The organism is Neomegalonema sp., from assembly GCF_028688855.1.
Classification (GTDB): Bacteria; Pseudomonadota; Alphaproteobacteria; order Rhodobacterales; family Rhodobacteraceae; genus Neomegalonema.
This window is the reverse complement of record NZ_JAQTXI010000001.1, coordinates 1-18,767: the sequence shown is the minus strand read 5'-3', so window position 1 is coordinate 18,767 and position 18,767 is coordinate 1. Positions and strand designations below refer to the sequence as shown.

The following is an 18,767-nucleotide window of genomic DNA, read 5'->3' as shown; positions in this document are numbered from 1 at the left end:
CGTCAGCACCTTAGGATTCCGGGGGCTCCGGCGCAAGCCGCCGAATCGGCGGAGGGGCTTCAGGAGGCCCGCGCCGCCAGACTCGCGGAAGCGGCCTCGGGCGCGGCGTGGACGTGCAGTCCGCATTCCTTCCTGGCGTCGGCCTCCCACCACCAGCGCCCGGCGCGCTCCTCCTCGCCGAGCCGCAGCGCCCGGGTGCAGGGCTGGCAGCCGATGGAGGGAAAACCCTGATCATGCAGGCGGTTGTAGGGGATCCGCTCCAGCGCGACGTAATCGACCAGCCTCTGGCGCGGCCAGTCCAGCAGGGGAGCGGCCTTGATGAGCCCATGGGCTTCGTCCCATTCGACGAAATGGCCGCCGCGCCGCGCCTGCGACTGTTCGGCGCGCAGGCCCGTCACCCAGACGCCCGCCCCCGCCAGAGCCCGCCGCAGAGGCAGCACCTTGCGCGCTCCGCAGCAGGCCTGACGCGCCGCGACCGATTCGCGGAAGCCGTAGGGCCCCTGTTCGGCGGTCAGGCGGGCGAGGTCGTCGGCGGCGGGATGGAACACCTCGATGCGCAGCCCGTAGCGGGCTTCGGTCTCGGCCCAGACCTCGTAGGTCTCGGGGAAGAGCCGCCCCGTGTCGAGCGTGCGCAGACGGATCGCCGCGCCCGAATCGACGATGGCGTGGGTCAGCGCCTGATCCTCCAGGCCGAAGCTGGTGGTGAAGACGGCTTCGCCTCCCGTCTCGCGGGCGGCTTCGGCCAGACGCCTCAGCCGGGCGCCGAGGCCGATGGAGTCGAAGCCGCGCGCCAGGGATTCAAGACGGGCGTCGGGGCGGGAGATCGGGGCTTCGCTCAAAGCCGTCATAGCCGGACCTGCGTTTCATCTGGGGGGCTGCGGTTCGCCGCAGCTTAGAATGCGCGGATCATTTGCAAAGCGCATATTCCCCGATTATCAAATCCGGATGTTGAATTTGAAGCTCGTGCATCTGCGCCTGCTGGAGCGCCTCGGCGCCGACGGGGCCAATCTCAGCGCCGCCGCCCGGAGTCTCGGGCTGTCGCAGCCTTCGGCGAGCCGTCTGCTCGCGGAGCTGGAGCAATCCATGGGCGGGCCGCTCCTGCGGCGCGAGGGCAAGCGCTTCGTGGGGCTGACGCCGCTCGCCGAGGAGGCCCGCGCCCATGTGCGGCGCATCGTCGAGGCGGAGCGGGCGCTGGAGTCGCTGGCTCAGGACAAGCGCGACCCCTCGACGGGCGAATTGCGCATCGCCACGACTCACGCCCAGGCGCGGCATTTCCTGCCCGCGCCGCTCAAGCGCTTCCGCAAGCGCTGGCCGGACGTGCGTCTGCGGCTGGTGCAGGGCATGCCGGAGACCCTCGCGGCGCTGGTGGTCGGCGGAGAAGCGGACGTGGCCGTCTTCACCGAGGGCCTCGGCGAGCATCCGGCGCTGAAAAGCGCGCCCTGCTACGCCTGGCGCCATGTGACGCTCGCGGCGCCGGGGCCGGAGGCGGGCGCGGGGCCGATCTCCATGGCGGAGCTGGCGGCCTCTCCGGTGCTGACCTACGTGCAGGGGATCAGCGGGCGGCGGGGTCTGGACGAAGCCTTCGAGGCGGCGGGGCATCCTCTGCGCGTGGCGCTGGAGGCCGCCGATTCGGACGTGCTCAAGACCTTCGCCCGCGCCGAATTCGGGCGGGCGGTGGTCTCCGCGATGACCTGGGACCCCATGACGGATTCGGACCTCGTGCTGCGCCCGGTCAAGGAGCCTCTGCCGGTGTTCCACACCCGGGCGGCCTGGCTGCGCGAGCGTCCCTTGCGGCGCTTCGAGCGGGGCTTCCTCGAATTCCTGCGCGAGGAGAGCGTGAAGCTCGAAGAGCGCATGGCCGCCGCCGTCGCCCAGACGACGGCGCATGACGGCTACGGCGCCGACATCTGAGGCGGGCCTCAGAGCGGCGGGGGCGCCTCGATATGGAGGCGGCCCGGCAGGCGTCGGGGCGGCTTCAGGTTCGGATCATGGATCAGCCGCAGCTCCAGCGTGACGGCGCGGGCGGGTTCGGTCTCGATGGGCGGGACCTTGCGGAACCTCTGATCCGAGCGCCCGGTCAGGCCGGTCACGCCGCCGGAGAGGCTGGAGCGCGGCGCTCCGGCCGCCGAGGAGGGGACGACGGGGACGACGACGGAGGATGGGGCGAGCGGGGCGGCGGTCGCCGCATCCCGACGACGCTCCTCCGCTCTGGCCCTTTCCCTCAGCTCCCGCAGCATGAGTTCGCTGTCCTGGGCGAGGACGGCTGGCGGGCGGCGCCTGCGCTGCGCGCCCGGGTCGGGGCTCAGGTCTTCGAGGCGCTGCGCCGCCTTTCTCTCCTCCAGGCTCGCCTCCTCCAGGTTTCGCCGGACCTCCTCCAGCTGGACCTCCGCCTCCAGGCGCCGCAGATCGGCTTCCGTCTGGAGCAGCCGTCCTCTCAGGAGAGCCTCCCATTCCCTCATCGCCTCCAGGCGCTGTTTCCGGGTCTGGTGGAGGCGCTCACGCATCTGCTGCGCCTCCTGCGTCCTGCGCTGCGCCTCCTCTTCCTCCAGGCGCCTTTGTCTTTCCTCGGCCTCAGCCTTCTGTGTGGCCTCCAGCAGGGCGTCTCTGGCGGGGAGGGGCGGGAGTTCGGGCGTGAAGCGCGCCTGCACCACGCCGCGATCCTGCGGCGCGGCCGCCTCCGAGCCCGCAGCGATTCCGCCCGCGCTCCCGGAGCCGTAGAAGGTGAAGCGGCCTTCGACGGCTTCCAGCCTCTCCAGACACCAGCTCTGACCCGGATTCAGCCGGAAGGAGCCCAGGGGCAGGCCGTCCAGCCTCAGCTCCACATCGGTCCGGAGATGGAAGCGCGAGCCGAGGCAGATCCGGAAGACCTGTCCGTCGCGCATCCGCACGTAGCCCGAGTCGTCTTCAAGGCCCTCCTGGATCGTGAGCGAGAATTCGCCGCCCTCCAGAGCGGCGGCGGGCGAAGCGAAGGCCAGACCCAGAAGGGGGCCGGCCAGAACGAGGCCGGGAGACAGGGCGCGCATGGACGGGCTCCTCAAGAGGCGGGACGCAGGAGCGTCAGGCGGGATGAAGAGGATCGGAGATCTCCGGATCCGCGAGATCCCACTCGAACCTTTCCGAGAGGCCGTTGCAAGACGCGCGCCTCGGGCGGGAGAAGATCGCCCGACGCCGAGGAATCCGGGAAACAGGTCCGGGCCCGCAAAAGCCGACGCCCCCCTCTTCCGGACAAGAGGGGGGCGCGACTCCAGGAGGCGGGCGGGCGGGCGGCATGGGGAAGCGACGAAGCCTCGCCGCGCCTCGAAGGCTCAGAAGCCCGGATAGGAGATCCAGGGGCTGGAGAACCAGGGGCCGGGGCGCATCTGCGCCCGCAGATCCAGCGTGACCGCGCGGTCGTAGTCGCGGCTCGTGAAGGAGGGGCGGGGAAGATGGCGGAAGCCGCCGGAGCCGTCCGCGACATGGGCGTAGCTCGTCCATTCCTGCAGCGGGACGAAGCGCGCCACGATCCCCTCGTTCAGGCCGGGGCGCAGCTGGCTCCAGCCGCCATGGGCGAAGCGCGGCGCGTCGGGGATCATGCGGTCGAGGCAGGTCGAGCCGTAGGCCTCCAGGCGATAGGCGCCGTAGAAGCGGTCGCCCACGACCAGCTCCACATCGACGCGCTCGCCGCGGTCGGAGCGCAGGCAGATCCGGTAGGAGGGGGCGTCGTTCAGCGCGACGCGCCCGGCGGAATCCTCGGCGCCCTGCGGAAGCGTGAGGCTGAAGCCGCCGCTCCAGGCGGCCTCGGCGGGGGACTGGGCGGCGAAGGCGGCGGCGGTCGTGAAAAAGGCGGCGGTCAGGAATTTGCGCATGTCGGGTCTCCTCGAAAGGCCGCGCCGGAAGCGGGGGGCGGGAGCGCCTCCGGACCTGGACCCTTTTCAGGGCGCGTCGGAGAGGCGTTCGGATTTCGCCGGGCGGCTGATGGCCCTTCATGCAACCTGGAGAGGAGATCGGGCAAGATCACGAATCATGCTCCATGATCCATGGAGCCTTCGCGGATTCCGGAGCCTGAAACGCCGACGCCCCCTCTCTGGCGAGAAGGGGCGCACGGCTTCGGCTTGCGGCCCGAAGGCCGGAGCTCCGGGAGGCCGCCCCCGGATCCCGAGGAATCCGGAGACGGCGCGTCGAGAGAGGGTCGTCAGACCCGGGGACTCAGCGCCACAGGGGCGCCGGCGCCGGGACGTCGAAGCGGCCGGGCAGCGGCTGGGGCTGCGGCGGGGCCGGGTAGTACAGCGGCGGACGCGGCTGGACCCAGGGCTGCGGCTGAACCCACGGCTGAGGCTGGGGCTGGACCCAGGGCTGCGGCTGAACCCACGGCTGCGGCTGGGGCTGGACCCAGGGCTGAGGCTGGGGCTGCGGCTGCGGCCAGGGTTGCGGCTGAGGCTGGGGCTGGGGCTGCGGCCAGGTGGCGATGGGGCCCGGCTCCTGACGCAGGTCATGCACGAGGCGCAGTTCGAGCGTCACGGCGCGGGCGTTGTCGCGCTGGATGGGCTGGGTCTGCGCGAACTGCTGCGAGGACTGGCCGGTCAGGCCGGTCACGCCGCTGGAGAGGTTCGAGTCCATCTGCTGCGGCGTGGGGGCCGCGCTGCGGGCCAGGCCCTGAGGGCCGGCGCCGCCGGGCGCGCCGAAGGTGGTCGCCGGAGCGGAGCGGAAGCTCGGGACCATCTGCTGCTCGGGGATGAAACGGGCGCTGATGCGGCCGCGCTGCGGATGGCTCACGACGCCCGAACCCGAGGAGATGCCGCCGAAGCTGTCGGCCTTGTAGAAGGTGAAGTTGCCGCGCGAGCCGCTGGGGCGCTCGAGGCAGACGTTCGTGTAGGGGTTCAGGCGGAAGGTGCCGACCGAAAGGCCGTCCACGCTCAGCTCGACGTCCGAACGCTCGGCGCGGTCGGAGCGAAGGCAGATCTGGTAGACTTGGCCGTCGCGGAGCCGGACGTAGCCGTTGCCGTCCTCGGCGCCGGCCGAGACGCTCAGGCTGTAGCCGCCGCTCTGGACGGCGTAGGCCGGAAGGGGCGCGACCGTCAGGAAGAGGGCCGCCGTGAGGAATTTGCGCATTTTGAACTCCACTCAATGCCGAAGCCAGGACAAGGTGACCCCGATCTAAGGCCATTCCAAGGCGCAACAATGGTTTTTCGAGCCTCATGAAAGGCCGCTCCGCCTTATACTGTCGAATGAGGCGGAGCAAGGCGCATCCCCGTCGGGAGGAGGAGAAAGCAGCCCCGACGAGGCGAAGATCCGCCCTCGCCGCTTTGCGCGCAGCGTGCGGAAGGCGGCGCGCGGCGCGCAAAGGATCAAGGGTTTCAAGCCTCTCCGCCGGAGGCCGCGAGTCCGGCGGCGGATCTCCCCGGAAGCGGCGCTCCGGAGCGCGCGCCGGAGAAGGCCGCTCGCCCGACAGGGGCGCGAGGCGCGCCGCAATCGCCCGAAAGGAGGCGCAGCGCGTGCGGTCCCGACGCGCGGAGCCCGCCCTCCGGCGCTTCGGGAATCACGGCGGAGGGCGCAGGGAGGCGGATCAGCCCCAGACGTCGCGGACGAAGCTCTCGTACCAGGCGTAGGCTTCGGCTTCGGTGGCCTTGCGGGTCTCGGCGGATTCGCCCGTTTCGGAGATGAAGGGCTCGGCGGTCTCGATCTTTTCGGCGCCGGCCTTGTAGGTCGCGCCGATCTTCACCGCGTCGCCGACCTCGATGAGGCTCCAGCAGGTGTTGAGGTAGCGCGCCGGGAAGGCCCGCGCGCCCAGAAGCCGCGCCCGCAGGGCCGCCGCCGCCGATTTCGCCTGGGAATTGGCCGAAAAGGCCGATTTGGGCATGTCGCCCTGAGCCGCCGCGTCGCCGAGAATCAGGATGTCCGGATCATGGGCGCTCTGGAGGGTTTCGGGCAGGACCGGCGCCCAGTCGCCTTCGCCCGCGAGCCCCGCCAGACGCGCCGCCGCGCCCGCCTTCTGCGGCGGAATGAAGTTGATCACGTCGCCGTGGAAGACCTCGCCGGAGAGGCCAGTCACGGTTCTGGCCCCGGCGTCGAGGCTGGCGAAGCCGCCGCCGGTGAACTCGGCGGGGACCCATTCGATCATCCCCGGATAATGGCGCGTCCAGCCCTGTTCGAAGAGCGCCTGCTTCGAGAAGGAGCTTTTCGCGTCCAGCAGCAGGATCTTCGCGCGCGTGCGCCCCGTGGACTTCAGCAGATGCGCGATCAGCGACACGCGCTCATAGGGGCCCGGAGGGCAGCGATAGGGATTGCCCGGAACCGCCACGACCACCGTGCCGCCATCCTCCAGAGCGTCGAGCTGGGCGCGCAGAAGCTGCGTCTGGGGCCCGGCCTTGTAGGCGTGGGGAATCAGGGTCTCGGCGATTTCGGGCGTGTAGCCCTCGACGGCGTCCCATTTGAAGTCGATGCCCGGCGCCAGCGCGAGGGCGTCATAGGGGACGCGCGTCCCGTCGGCGAGGATCACCGCCTTGCCTTCGCGGTCGAGATCCGCGGCGCGCCCCTGGACGATCTCGATTCCGGCGGCCTTCAGCTTGTCGAAGCCCTGGACCAGATCCTCGAAGGGGTAGAGTCCGCCCAGATAGTAATTCGAGAAGGGGCAGGTGATGTGATGCGGATTCTCGTCGATCAGCGTGACCGAGAGCCCGCCGCCCTGAGCCGCATAGCGCGCCAGAGTCGCGCCGCCCGGCCCTGCCCCCACCACCACCAGACGCGGCGCGGCGCCCTGCGCGAGAGAAGGCGTCGCCAGACCGAAGGCCGCCGCGCCGAGCGTCAGCTTGCCGAAGCCTCGGCGGGTCAGGGCGGAGGCGGGGCGAAGAGGGGAGGACATGCGCGGTCTCCATGAGGGCTGGCCGGAAGCGGCGGCGCCCGCAGGCGCGGGCGTCGGCGCGGAGTCTGACGCCGATCCCCGGGGGCGCAAACAAGAAACGGAGATTTGCTCATGCGGAATCCGGATAAGCGGCCCGCCCGAAGCGGCCGCCCGGATCCGGAGTCCGGAGCGCTTTCCGGCGAAGCTGACCAGGCTTCGCCAGGCTTCGCGTCGCGAAAGCGCGACAACGCGAAAGCGCGACAAGATTGAAGACCTGGAGCTTCTGAACGACCCGCTTCGGTCGGAAAACGCTCTAGGGCTCCGCAGGCCGTCCGGCGAACCAGGCCGCCACATGGCCGCGTTCTTCGGGAGTCAGGCTGCGGGCCACGACGCCCATCTGGTCGTGAGTCCGCGCCCCGGAGGCGTAGGCCTCCAGAGCCGCGCGGAGTTCGGCGAAGGAACGGCCCTCCAGAGCCGGAACGCCGGGCGTCGCGCCGCCATGGCAGGCGGCGCAGGCCTCGGCGAGCCAGGCGCCGTATTCCGGATCCGGAGCCGCCTCGGCGGCGGGAGCCGGAGCCTGAAGCGGCTCCGGCGCGGCCTGAGGAAAGACGCCTCCCCTGAGAAGCGCCGCGAAGGCCGCCGCGATCAGGAAGGCGGCCGGAGTCATCGATCCGCCAGTTCGTCCGCCAGCACGTCGCGGACCACCGAAAGATCCGCCTCGCGCGTGGCGAAGGCCTCGCCGATTCCCCGGACCAGAATGAAGGTCAGGGCGCCCTGCGAGACCTTCTTGTCCTGAGCCATCAGCTCCATCAGGCCCTCGACGCCCGGCAGACGGCCGGGAATGTCGCCGAGGCTGGTCTTGAGCCCCATGGCCCGCAGATGCGCCATGGCGCGCTCGGCGTCCTGACGCGGACAGAGCCCCATCCGCGCCGAGACCTCGAAGGCCAGGGCGCAGCCGATGGAGACTCCTTCGCCATGCAGCAGCCGGGCGGAATATTCGGTGGCGGCCTCCAGGGCGTGGCCGAAGGTGTGGCCGAGGTTGAGCAGCATGCGTTCGCCCTGCTCGGTTTCGTCGCGCTCGACGATCCCGGCCTTGTTGCTGCAGGAGCGCGCCACGGCTTCGGCGCGGGCCTCGGGATCTCCGGCCTTGAGGGCGGGGCCGTTGCGCTCCAGCCATTCGAAGAAGGGGCGGTCGCCGAGCAACCCGTATTTCACCACCTCGGCGTAGCCCGAGAGGAATTCGCGCGGCGGCAGCGTGTCGAGCAGGGCGGTGTCGGCCAGCACCAGCCGCGGCTGATGGAAGGCCCCGACGAGATTCTTGCCCTGAAGCGTGTTGATGCCGGTCTTGCCGCCGACGGAGCTGTCCACCTGGGCGAGCAGGCTGGTGGGGATCTGCACGAAGTCGAGGCCGCGCCGCAGGATCGCCGCCGCGAATCCCACGAGGTCGCCGGTCACGCCGCCGCCGAAGGCGAGGACCATGTCCTTGCGTTCGATGCGGGCCTCCAGAAGCTCTTCGGTCACGAAGGCCAGAGGCCCCCAGGCCTTGGTCTTCTCGCCGGGAGGGAGGATGATCTCCTTGACCGATTCCACGCCCCCCGCCGCCAGACCGAGCTTCAGCGCGGTCAGATGCAGCCTGGCCACGCTTCCGTCGGCCACGATGGCGACATAAGGACGCTGCAGCAGGGGAGCGATGCGCGCTCCGGCTTCCTTGATGAGGCCGGGGCCGATCACGATCTCGTAGTCGCGGCCGCCTTCGAGGCGCGTCCGGAGGGTCCTGCGCAGCGGATCCGCGGAGCCGGAGGCGGCGGAATCGGGAGAGGGGGCGCTCATCGGGCGCCTCGCCCGGAAGGCTCGCGTCTTTCGATGACGCCCTCGTCGGAGAGCAGCGCGAGGGTCTGCGCGAGGGCCTCCTCCTGGGTGGCCTCGCCGCCGTCGAGGGTCAGATGGGCCTCGGCGTAGACCGGATGACGCTTCTCGACCAGAGCCGCCAGAGTGGCGCGGCGGTCGCCGGTCTCCAGCAAGGGGCGGTCGGATTTCTTGGCCAGACGTCGCACCAGCACGTCCACATCCGCCTTCAACCAGAGAACCATGCAACGTTCCTTCAATAATTTCCGTGTGTCGGGATTCATGAACGCCCCTCCGCCCGTGGCCAGCACGAAGGGGGCGGGCGTCTCGACCAGCCGCGCGATCACCCGCCTTTCCCCATCCCGGAAGGCGGGCTCGCCATGGCGCGCGAAGATCTCGGGGATGGTCATGCGCGCGGCGGCCTCGATCTCCGAATCCGCGTCGAGGAAGGGGGCCTCCGTCGCCTGGGAAAGGCGCTTGCCGATGGCCGTCTTGCCCGCGCCCATCAGGCCGACCAGCGCCAGACTGCGGCGAAGGCGCCACCGGGAAGCCTCGGAAAAGCTCTCGGAGGGAGGGCCATCTTCCGATTCCTCGTTTTGGACTTGGGTTTTCGACATAATTCCCTGAACATCAGTCTCTGGGTATAGTGCGTGCGGCCTGCGGCTGCGCCACGAACGTCGCGCGGCGGCGAGGGGCGGACCGAGGAGCGGCGAGAGGATAGATGAAAACCTACAGAAGCGGCAAACGGGAGAAAAGTCTTTCCGGACGTCTTCTTCGGACGCTCTTTTTGGCGGTCGCGGCGGCCGTCGTGGCTTTCGCGGTCTATGTGGCCGTGGCCGATCTGCCCGCGCCGCAACGTGAGATCGTGCGAGAGGCGCCCCATGACCTTCTGCTCCCCCGTTGATCCGACCGGCGACCCCAATTTCCGTCAGAGGCCTTCCGGAGAGGCCTCCGCGGGCCGGAGGCCTTCCCCGCGCGGCGCCTTCCGGAGCCTCCTGAGGCGGAGCGGAGCCCCGGGCGCCGCGGCCTGCGCGCTGCTGGCGCTGGCTCCTGCGGCTCTGGCCCAGAACGTGTTCCAGCCCAAGAGCGTGATTCCCTGGCTCGGCGGAGAGGCCACCTCGGCCCCCCGCGAGACCGCCGCGCCCGTCCCGAGCCCGATTCAGGCGCCTGCGCCCGCTCCGGTCCGGTCGGGAGGCGGCGGAGCGGGAATCTCCGCGGCGCCGCTCGCGCCGATGGGGAGCGCGCCCGCGCCGATCCTGGCTCCGGGGCCTGCGGCGCCCTTCGCCTTCAACGTGCCCGCCGAGCCGCCCGCCCGCATCGTGATTCCGCGCGGCCTCGATCCCGAGACCAGCGGCTCCTCCGTGATCTCGCCGCAGGACCTCACGCCGCAGGCGCGCGGCTCGCGCATCGATTCGGGCGAGGGGCTCGCGGCGCCCTCCGCCGAGGGCGCGGGTCTGGCGGGCGCCTTCGAACTCGGCCTGCCTCAGGACATGTGGCGCGGCTCAGATCCCGACGCCGCCGAAGAGGCGCTGAAGGGGCTGCGTCCCACGCCTTATCAGGCGGCGAACGGCGTCCTGCAACGTTTCCTCGTCGCGACCGCGCCGCCGCCTCCGGGGGCGGAGGGCGTGGCGGCGCTGCGGGCGCGGGCCCTGCTCGACCTCGGAGCGCCCGACGCGGCGGCGCGTCTGGCGGATCTGGCGCGCTCGGCGAAGGATCCCGCCGCCGAACGCGCAGGCGCCGAGGCGGCGCTGATCGCCGGGCGCGACGCGGTCTATTGCTCGGTGGCGCATAACGCCGTGGAGAGCGCCGCCCGCACCCAGGACCTCGACGGATTCTGGATCGGCATGCGGGCCTATTGTCTGGCCCGCGAGGGCAATCCCATGGCGGCGGTGGCGGTTTCGGCCATGCGCGAGCGCGGGCGGCTCGATCCCCTGACGGCCCAGCTCATCGAGGCGGTGCTCGACAAGGGCATGAAGCCCTTCGTGCAGCTGCCGCCCGCCGACGGGCTCGACCCGCTGCGTCTGGCGGCGCTGCGGCTGCTGGAGATCCCGCCGCCGGCCGAAGGGGCGCGCATCGCGCCTCTGGCCTTGCTGCCCGCCTATCTGGCCTCGCCCTCGGCGGAGCCCGAGGCGAAGATCGTCGCCGCCGAACGGCTGGAGGCGGCGGGCGCCGTCAGCACGTCGGAGCTGGTGGCGGCCTACGAGCGTTACGGCGTCCAGCCGGGCGGGGGCGCCTTCGCGCGCGCCCGGGCGGTGCTGGCGGCGGCTCAGGGGGTGCTCGATCCGGGCGCCGTGGCCGAGGCTCTGGTCCGGGCCTCCCGGGATGCGGGGCCTCAGGGCTTCGCCAGCCTCGCGCGGAGCTTCGCGCCTTTCCTCGCTTCGGCGGCTCCGGGGAGCATGCCGCCCGAACTGGCCTTCGCGGCCCGCGATTCGCTGCTCATGGCCGGAGACGCCGAGGCCGCCCGTCGCTGGACGCCCTTCCTGCCCTCCGCCACGCCCGTCGAGCGGGCCGACGCGGCGGCTCTGCTGCTGCTGACCGATCCGGCGCCTCAGCCGCCTCTGTCGCCCGAGGACCGCGCCGCTCTGGAGACCCGCGCCCGCGAAGGCGACCGCAGCACGCGGCTGATCCTCATGGCGCTGGAGGGGCTGGATCCGAACGGACGCATCGGCCCGGCCGCGCCCTATGTGCAGGCGGCCCACGCCGGGCGTCAGGCGGAGGCCTCGCTGGGGGCGCTCAAGGCTCTGGCGGCGGAGGGGGCCGATCTGCGGCCCGAGACTCTGGCGCAGGTCATGCGGGCGCTGTCGCTGTCGGGGCTCGGGGCGGACGCCCGGCGCATCGCCGCCGAAGCCGCCTTGCTGACCCGCTGGCCCTGAGCCTGCGGGAGGCGTTGAAAAGGGGCGCCGCTCCGGATTCCACGAGGGGTCCGGGGCGGCGCTTTTCCATACGAATCAGGAACATCCCGCCTGTCCGCCCTCGAACCCGAGCGGCGAAGCGCCGCCTCTGCGCGCGCCCCTGCGGCGCGGCCTGGACCGAATCGGCGCGTCCTGCGGGGGAAGAATTCGTCTGGGGAGAATTGAGGCGCAAATGCGACGCCTGCCCCCTTGTCGCCATAATTCGTCTCCAGAGCCGTCGCTCCATACATCGAAAGGTTGGGGGCATGGGCGGAGATTGGGCGCGGCGCGCGGGAATCTGGACGGCCTGCGTCTGGATCGCGGGAGGAGCGGGCGTCTGGGGCGCGGAGCCTCCCCCTCCCATCGCGCCGCCGCTTCCTGCCGCGCCGATGCCCGTCGCGCCGATGCCCGTCGCGCCGATGCCCGTTGCGCCGATTCCGGGCCATGGACCCGCCTTTTCGGCGCCGGGCGGACCGCGCATCGCGGGAGTCTGGCGGGTTCTGCCTCTGCCCGGCTCGCCGCTGGGGGGGGAGGTCGTCTTCTACGACCGCCAGTTCGAGGGCCGGGCGGGCTGCGGACGCTTCTTCGGCTCCTATGAGCGCATGGACCCCTGGTTTCGCGTGCGCGAGCCCTTCCTTGAAGGCCGCTGCGAGATGGAGGCCCAGCTGCTGGAGCGGCTGACGCAGGCGGCGCGGCTGATCCGGCGAGGCTCCGTGCTGGAGTTCTCGGATTCGGCGGGGCGGACGCTGCTGCGGCTCAGCCCGATGTGAGGCTCAGTCCTGCGCGGGGGCCGCCGTGAAGGGATGGCAGACCCGCCCCGCTTCGGCGTTGGCGAAGCGTCCGGCGTCGGGCGGCGCAGGGAGCCTGAACTCCGCGCAGATCTCGAAGCGCCCCGGCTCGCCGAGCGTATGATATTCAAGGGCCTCCGATGCGAAATCCGGGCAATAGGCCGAAGGCTGTTCGTCGCAGAACCGCTTCGCCTCCGCCAGAGATCCGGGCAGGGCGCCCCGGAGCTGATGGAAGGTCTCGACGCTGCTCGCCGCGCTCTGAAGGACGTCGCGCGTCGCGGAATCTTCCCGCAACAGGCGGTTATGGGTCGGCCCGCCCGAAAGCCAGAGCCCCCAACCCGCCGTCGCCGCGAGGACGAGACCGAAAACCAGCCGCAGGATCCGACGTTCGTTCACGACGCAGCCTCATCCTTGCCGAGATCCGTCCGGTGATAGAGCCAGATCCCGGAGACGCAGAGAAGCAGGATCAGGGACTTCAGCAGGAAGCGCAGGCCGAGTTCGCCGCGCAGCAGATAATAGACGAAGCTGATCGCATCCCCGAGCAGGACGCAGGCCCCCACGAAGATGGTGAAATAGGCCAGGATCAGCCGGATGCGGGGGATCGCCTGTCCGGCGCGGCTCTGCGCCCGGTCCAGACTCCTCTCGGTCAGCCAGAAGAGCGGCGTGGCCACGATCAGCGCGGCGACGTTGTCCTGAATCGCGCGGATGGGGTCGCCGGAATGGAAGAACCCGCCCATCCGGCCGAGACCATCCGGGAGGTGGTGGTCGAGGAAGGTGAAGAGCAGCGAGACGAAGTTCCAGGCGACGACGTAAAGCAGCACGAAATAGAAGCAATGCATGAAGAAGAGCCGCGGCGAGACGAAAGCCCTCGGCCTCGGGGCGGGCGCGCCGAGATCCGTCTCGACGTAGCGGCCGAGGGCGGCTTCGATGCGGGCGTCCTCCCAGCCTGCGCCGCTCAGGGCGCTGCGGATGCGGGCGAAATCGGCGCCTTTCGCGGAGGCGGCCCGGATGAAATCGTCGAGTTCGTCGGATCTTGCGCTCATGGCCGCAGAGATTACGGCTCCTTGCGGGCGGCGTCAATGGAAATTGAGCGACGTTCAATGAACCGGCGGAGCTTCAGGGCTTGGCGCGGAGGCCTCTGCGCTTTAAACTCATTTTGTTCTTGTGCAAGGAGGCCCTCATGGCGGCGCCCGTCGATGCGACTTCGCATCTCTATCTGATCGACGGCTCGGGCTTCATCTTCCGGGCCTTTCACGCCCTGCCTGGCCTGACGCGCAAATCGGACGGTCTGCCGACGGGGGCGGTCTCGGGCTTCTGCAACATGCTCTGGAAGCTGGTGGACGACGCCTTCGACGGCGACGGCGTCGGGCCGACTCATCTGCTCGTGGCCTTCGACGTCAGCCGCGTGAGCTTCCGCAACGAGATCTACGCCGATTACAAGGCGCATCGTCCGCCGCCGCCCGAGGCCCTGATTCCGCAATTCCCGCTGATCCGTCGCGCGGCGGAGGCCTTCAACCTCCCGGGCGTGGAGCTTGAGGGCTTCGAGGCCGACGACCTCATCGCCTCCTATGCGCAGAGCGCGGCGGCGCTCGGGGCGAAGGTCACCATCGTCTCCTCGGACAAGGACCTGATGCAGCTTGTGGGCGGCAAGGTGGCGCTCTTCGATCCCATGAAGGAGAAGGCCATAGGCCCCAGGGAGGTCGAGGAGAAATTCGGCGTGCCCCCCGAGCGCGTGATCGACGTGCAGGCCCTCGCCGGAGACGCCAGCGACAATGTGCCCGGAGCCCCCGGAATCGGACTCAAGACGGCGGCTCAGCTGATCCTCGAATATGGCGATCTGGATCAGCTGCTCGCCCGCGCCGGAGAAATCAAACAGCCCAAGCGCCGCGAAAGCCTGATCGAGAACGCCGAGCAGATCCAGATCTCCCGCAAGCTGGTGACCCTCGACCGCAAGGCGCCTCAGCCTCTGGCTCTGGAGGATCTGGGCGTTCGCCCGCCTGATCCGGCGAAGCTGCTGGAGTTCCTGCGCGAGATGGAGTTCGCGACTCTGGCGAAACGGGCCGTCTCGCGCTTCGGAGAGGCGGGGGAGGGCGGCCTCTTCGTGAGGCCTCGTCCCGCGCCGGAGCCCATGCTCGAAGACGAAGCTCCGCCCGCGCCGGAGGATCCGGCGCTTTTCGCGCCCTTCGACGGCGCAGGCTATAAAACCCTCTCCACGGAGGGGGAGTTGTCGGCGTGGATCGAGCGGGCGAAAGCTCAGGGCTTCGTCGCGCTGGATCTGGAGACCACCAGCCTCGACGAGATGCAGGCCGAGATCGTCGGCGTGGCCCTGGCTCTGGCGCCGGGCGAGGCGGCTTATCTCCCGCTCGGCCATGTCGAGGGCGAGGATGATCTCTTCGGCTCGCGCCGCCCGGCCTCCGGACAGATGGCCATGGAGGCGGCCTTGGCGTTGCTCAAGCCGCTCTGCGAGGACGACTCGGTTCTCAAGATCGGGCAGAATCTCAAATATGATCTGAAGGTTCTGGCGAATTACGGGATCGGTCTCGCGCCCATCGACGACACCATGCTGATGTCCTATGCGCTGGGCTCGGGCGAGGGCCGCCATGGCCTTGAGGCGCTGATGGCGGCGCATCTCGGCCAGGAGGGCCAGCCGATTCAGGAGCTGATCGGCTCGGGCAAGAAGCAGATCGGCTTCGCGCAAGTCCCTGTCGAGAAGGCCGCCCGCTACGCCGCCGAAGACGCCGACGCCGCCTTGCGTCTGGCGTTGCTGCTCAAGCCGAGGCTCTGGCGCAAGGGTCTGGCGACGGTCTACGAAACGCTTGAGCGCCCCATCATTCCGGTTCTGGCGGCCATGGAGCGCGAGGGAATCCTCGTGGACAAAGCCGCTCTGGCGCGGATGTCAGGGGATTTCGCCCGGCGCATGGCGGCTTACGAAGCCGAGATCCATCAGCTTGCGGGGCGCGAGTTCAATCTCGCCTCGCCCAAGCAACTCGGCGAGATCCTCTTCGAGGAGATGGGCCTTCCCGGCGGACGCAAGACCAAGACCGGCGCCTGGAGCACCGACGTCGAGGCTCTGGACGAGCTTGCGGCGGATCACGCCCTCGCGGCGCGGATTCTCGACTGGCGGCAATTGGCCAAGCTGAAATCCACCTACGCCGACGCTCTGGTGGAGCATGTGGACCCCCGGACAGGCCGCGTCCACACGTCTTTTTCGCTGGCGGCGACCAGCACGGGGCGCCTCGCCTCGACCGACCCCAATCTGCAGAACATCCCCATCCGCACCGAGGAGGGCCGGGCGATCCGCCGGGCCTTCGTCGCGCCGGAGGGCTGCAAGCTGGTTTCGCTGGACTACTCCCAGATCGAGTTGCGCATCCTCGCCCATGTCGCGGATGTGCCCGCCCTGCGCGAGGCCTTCGCCGAAGGCCGCGACATCCACGCCATCACGGCGGCGCGGGTCTTCGGGCTGAAGCTCGAAGAGGTGACGCCGGAGCTCCGGCGTCGGGCCAAGGCGGTGAATTTCGGCGTCATCTACGGCTCGACGGCCCATGGTCTGGCGCGGCAACTGGGCGTCGGGCGGAGCGAGGCGCAGATCTTCATCGACGCCTATTTCGCCGAATTCCCCGGCATCAAGGCCTATATGGAGCGCACCATCTCCGAGGCGAAGCGCAAGGGCTACGTGGAGACCATCTTCGGACGCCGGATTCTGGCTTCGGGCGTGGGCGGCAAGGGCGCTCAGCGCGGCGCCGCCGAGCGCGCCGCCATCAACGCGCCGATCCAGGGCGCCGCCGCCGACGTCATCCGTCGGGCGATGATCCGCGTTCCTCCGGCTCTGGCGGCTTCGGGGCTCCGGGCGAAGATGCTGCTCCAGGTCCATGACGAACTCATCTTCGAGGCGCCGGAAGCCGAGGTCGAGGCTCTGATCGCGCTGGTCAGACCCATCATGGAGCGCGCCGACGAGCCGGTGGTGAAGCTGGCCGCGCCTCTGGTGGTCGAGGCGGGTTCGGGGGCGAACTGGGCCGAGGCGCATTGAGCGTTTTCCAGCGAAGCCGACAAGGCTTCGCGTCGTGAAAACGCGACCAACAAAGCAGCCGGAGCCTCTGAAGGATCGGGCCGAGGCGCATTGAGCCGCCCGCCCGCCTGAGCTATCAGAGGGGCTTTCCGTCTCGGAGGCTGGGAGCGGCGCTTCATGGATCATTTCCTTTACAAGAACGGGGCTCTTCACGCCGAAGACGTCCCGCTGGCCGAGATCGCCGAGGCGGTCGGCACGCCGGTCTACGTCTATTCCCGCGCCACGCTGGAGCGTCATTACCGCGTCTTCGACGAGGCTCTGGAGAGCTTCCCGAAGCGCATCGTCTGCTTCGCGGTGAAGGCCAACGGCTCCCTCGCGGTGCTGGCGACCATGGCGAAGCTCGGGGCCGGCGCCGATGTGGTCTCCGAAGGCGAGTTCCGGCGGGCTCTGGCGGCGGGCGTCCCCGGCGAGAAGGTGATCTTCTCCGGCGTGGGCAAGACGCCTGACGAAATGCGCTTCGCCCTCGAACAGGGCGTGCGTCAGTTCAACGTCGAATCCGAGCCCGAGCTTGAGGCTCTGAACGCGGTGGCGATCCAGCGCGGCGTGAGGGCGCCGGTGGCCCTGCGCATGAATCCCGACGTGGACGCGAAAACCCACGCCAAGATCTCCACGGGCAAATCCGAGAACAAGTTCGGCGTCCCCGCGGCGCAGATCGCGGAGGTGGTCCATCGCGCCTTGCAGATGCCGGGAATCCGTCTGACGGGCCTCGCGATGCACATCGGCTCGCAGCTGACCGATCTGGAGCCCTTCGCCGCCGCCTTCGCCCGGATGCGCCGCATGGCCGAGGATCTGCGCGCCGAGGGAATCGCTCTGGAGCGTCTGGACCTCGGCGGGGGTCTGGGCGTGCCCTATGAGCGGCGCACCAACGCGCCGCCGCCTCTGCCTCTGGATTACGGGCGCGTCGCGGAGGCCGCCCTCGGCGATTTCGTGCGCGAGACCGGCGCGGAGCTGGCTCTGGAGCCGGGGCGCCTCATCGCGGCCAACGCCGGAATCCTGCTCTCGCGGGTGGTCTATGTGAAGCAGGGCGAGGGTCGCCGCTTCCTGATCCTCGATTCCGCGATGAACGACCTCATGCGCCCCGCCATGTACGACGCCTGGCACGACCTCGTGCCGGTGAAGGAGGCGCCCCTCGACGCCCCCACGGGGCCTTACGACGTGGTCGGGCCGGTCTGCGAGACCGGCGACCGCTTCGCCGAACAGCGCCCCCTGCCGCCGCTCGTCGCGGGGGATCTCGTGGCCTTCCGCACGGCGGGCGCTTACGGAGCCTCCATGGCTTCGGAATACAACACGCGTCCTCTGGTCCCGGAGGTTCTCGTGGATGGGGAGCGCTTTGCGGTCACGCGTCCGCGCCCCACATATGACGAGATCTTGAGCCGGGACCGCATCCCCGACTGGTTATAAAGGCTGGGGACCCTTGCGGGTCCGCCGCATCGCCCGCAGGATGAGCACCATGAGCGCCCAGACCTCCCGAACGGCCCCCGCCCGCCCCGAATCCGCCGCCCCGCCCGCCGAGCTTCTCGTCAAGGCGCGGCGGACGGGACGCGTCCTGAGTCTGGAGCGCCTGACGCGGCGCTTCTGGCCGCTCTGGACGGCGGCGCTCTTCGGTCTGGCGCTGACTCTGGCGGGCTTCTGGAGCCTCTGGAGCCCCATGCTCCGGACGGGGCTTCTGGCGGGTTTCGGGCTGCTTCTGGCCTTCCTGTTCTGGCGCGGCGCGCGCGGCTGGGCCTCGCCCACCCGCGCCGAGGAGCTGGCGGCGCTCGACGCCGGACTCGCCCGCCGCGCCGCCACCCATCTGGCCGACGACGCGCCCGCCCTCGGCGCCGAGACTCCCATGGGCCGCGCGCTCTGGGCGGCGCACCGGCGGCGGCTGGAGGCGGAGGCGGCTCGGGCGAAGGTGCCCGCTCCGGATCTGCGGCTCTCCGCGCCCGACCCCTGGGGCCTGCGCTACTGGGCGCTTCTGGCGCTGATCGGCGGCTTCTCCGTCTACTGGAGCGGCGCGCGCGATCAGGTCGCGGGGATCTTCGCCGGAGCCCCCGAGCCGACGGCCGCGGTTCTGGCGGCGGCTCCGGCGCGTCTGGACGCCTGGATCAATCCGCCGCCCTACACCCGCGCGCCGCCGATCTACCTCATGAGCCGCCCCGGCCAGAAGATCGACGTGCCGACGGGCTCGGTGCTGCAATTCCGCGTGGCGGGCGCCTCCGAGGCGCCTGTGGGCGAGCTTCCCGGCTCGGCGGAGGTCTTCGCCGAAGACGGCCCCGGCGTCTTCGCGCTCAAGGCGGAGATTCTGGCTTCCGGCCCCGCTTCGGCGCGGCATCAGGGCGAGGCGCTCGGCTCCTGGGAGTTCGTGGTCATTCCCGACG

At 70.4% G+C, this 18,767-nt stretch carries 17 protein-coding genes; 7 read left to right on the top strand and 10 right to left on the bottom strand.

The window, feature by feature from the left end; all coding sequences use genetic code 11:
* Positions 1–59 precede the first annotated feature (59 nt).
* Entirely contained in the window at positions 60–848 is a 789-nt protein-coding gene (locus PHN62_RS00085; RefSeq protein WP_300144559.1) for a phosphoadenylyl-sulfate reductase, read from the bottom strand.
* A gap of 97 nt (positions 849–945) precedes the next feature.
* On the opposite strand from PHN62_RS00085, the gene PHN62_RS00080 reads away from it, so the two are divergent.
* Positions 946–1,911 (top strand): LysR substrate-binding domain-containing protein, encoded by a 966-nt coding sequence (locus tag PHN62_RS00080; protein WP_300144556.1) that lies wholly within the window; start codon positions 946–948, stop codon positions 1,909–1,911.
* Between the two features lie 8 nt (positions 1,912–1,919).
* Here PHN62_RS00080 and PHN62_RS00075 read toward each other — a convergent pair whose 3' ends face one another.
* From PHN62_RS00075 to PHN62_RS00045, 7 genes are all read right to left on the bottom strand, one after another.
* On the bottom strand, positions 1,920–3,023 hold the full coding sequence (locus tag PHN62_RS00075; RefSeq protein ID WP_300144553.1) for a hypothetical protein: 1,104 nt from the start codon (positions 3,021–3,023) through the stop codon (positions 1,920–1,922).
* Positions 3,024–3,305: 282 nt separating this feature from the next.
* Entirely contained in the window at positions 3,306–3,845 is a 540-nt protein-coding gene (locus PHN62_RS00070; RefSeq protein WP_300144550.1) for a hypothetical protein, read from the bottom strand.
* Positions 3,846–4,185: 340 nt separating this feature from the next.
* A complete protein-coding gene (locus PHN62_RS00065) occupies positions 4,186–5,088 on the bottom strand; it encodes a hypothetical protein (RefSeq protein WP_300144547.1) in 903 nt (300 codons plus the stop codon).
* A gap of 454 nt (positions 5,089–5,542) precedes the next feature.
* Positions 5,543–6,838, bottom strand: a complete 1,296-nt coding sequence (locus PHN62_RS00060; RefSeq protein ID WP_300144544.1) for an NAD(P)/FAD-dependent oxidoreductase — start codon at positions 6,836–6,838, stop codon at positions 5,543–5,545.
* 292 nt (positions 6,839–7,130) lie between these two features.
* Entirely contained in the window at positions 7,131–7,484 is a 354-nt protein-coding gene (locus PHN62_RS00055) for a hypothetical protein (RefSeq protein ID WP_300144541.1), read from the bottom strand.
* A complete protein-coding gene (aroB, locus tag PHN62_RS00050; protein WP_300144538.1) occupies positions 7,481–8,647 on the bottom strand; it encodes a 3-dehydroquinate synthase in 1,167 nt (388 codons plus the stop codon). Before aroB ends, PHN62_RS00055 begins: the two co-directional genes overlap by 4 nt.
* The gene (locus tag PHN62_RS00045) at positions 8,644–9,279 is read right to left on the bottom strand and encodes a shikimate kinase (protein ID WP_300144535.1); all 636 of its coding nucleotides are present in this window, start codon (positions 9,277–9,279) and stop codon (positions 8,644–8,646) included. Before PHN62_RS00045 ends, aroB begins: the two co-directional genes overlap by 4 nt.
* 104 nt (positions 9,280–9,383) lie before the next feature.
* Here PHN62_RS00045 and PHN62_RS00040 point away from each other — a divergent pair, with 104 nt between their 5' ends.
* From PHN62_RS00040 to PHN62_RS00030, 3 genes are all read left to right on the top strand, one after another.
* The gene (locus tag PHN62_RS00040; RefSeq protein ID WP_018631615.1) at positions 9,384–9,566 is read left to right on the top strand and encodes a hypothetical protein; all 183 of its coding nucleotides are present in this window, start codon (positions 9,384–9,386) and stop codon (positions 9,564–9,566) included.
* Positions 9,544–11,535, top strand: coding sequence for a hypothetical protein (locus PHN62_RS00035; protein WP_300144531.1), 1,992 nt, complete (start codon positions 9,544–9,546; stop codon positions 11,533–11,535). The genes PHN62_RS00040 and PHN62_RS00035 overlap by 23 nt, the downstream gene beginning before the upstream one ends.
* A gap of 284 nt (positions 11,536–11,819) precedes the next feature.
* Positions 11,820–12,323 (top strand): hypothetical protein, encoded by a 504-nt coding sequence (locus PHN62_RS00030; RefSeq protein WP_300144528.1) that lies wholly within the window; start codon positions 11,820–11,822, stop codon positions 12,321–12,323.
* 3 nt (positions 12,324–12,326) lie between these two features.
* Here the strand turns inward: PHN62_RS00030 and PHN62_RS00025 are convergent, their stop codons facing one another.
* On the bottom strand, positions 12,327–12,737 hold the full coding sequence (locus tag PHN62_RS00025) for a hypothetical protein (protein WP_300144526.1): 411 nt from the start codon (positions 12,735–12,737) through the stop codon (positions 12,327–12,329).
* Positions 12,734–13,384 (bottom strand): DUF5671 domain-containing protein, encoded by a 651-nt coding sequence (locus tag PHN62_RS00020; RefSeq protein ID WP_300144523.1) that lies wholly within the window; start codon positions 13,382–13,384, stop codon positions 12,734–12,736. Before PHN62_RS00020 ends, PHN62_RS00025 begins: the two co-directional genes overlap by 4 nt.
* A gap of 137 nt (positions 13,385–13,521) precedes the next feature.
* Between PHN62_RS00020 and polA the strand changes: the two genes are divergently transcribed.
* From polA to PHN62_RS00005, 3 genes are all read left to right on the top strand, one after another.
* Entirely contained in the window at positions 13,522–16,368 is a 2,847-nt protein-coding gene (gene polA, locus PHN62_RS00015) for a DNA polymerase I (RefSeq protein WP_300144521.1), read from the top strand.
* Between the two features lie 156 nt (positions 16,369–16,524).
* Entirely contained in the window at positions 16,525–17,808 is a 1,284-nt protein-coding gene (gene lysA / locus PHN62_RS00010) for a diaminopimelate decarboxylase (protein ID WP_300144518.1), read from the top strand.
* A 49-nt stretch (positions 17,809–17,857) separates the two neighbouring features.
* Positions 17,858–18,767 (top strand): DUF4175 family protein (locus tag PHN62_RS00005; protein WP_300144516.1); only part of this gene is annotated, 910 nt, incomplete at its 3' end.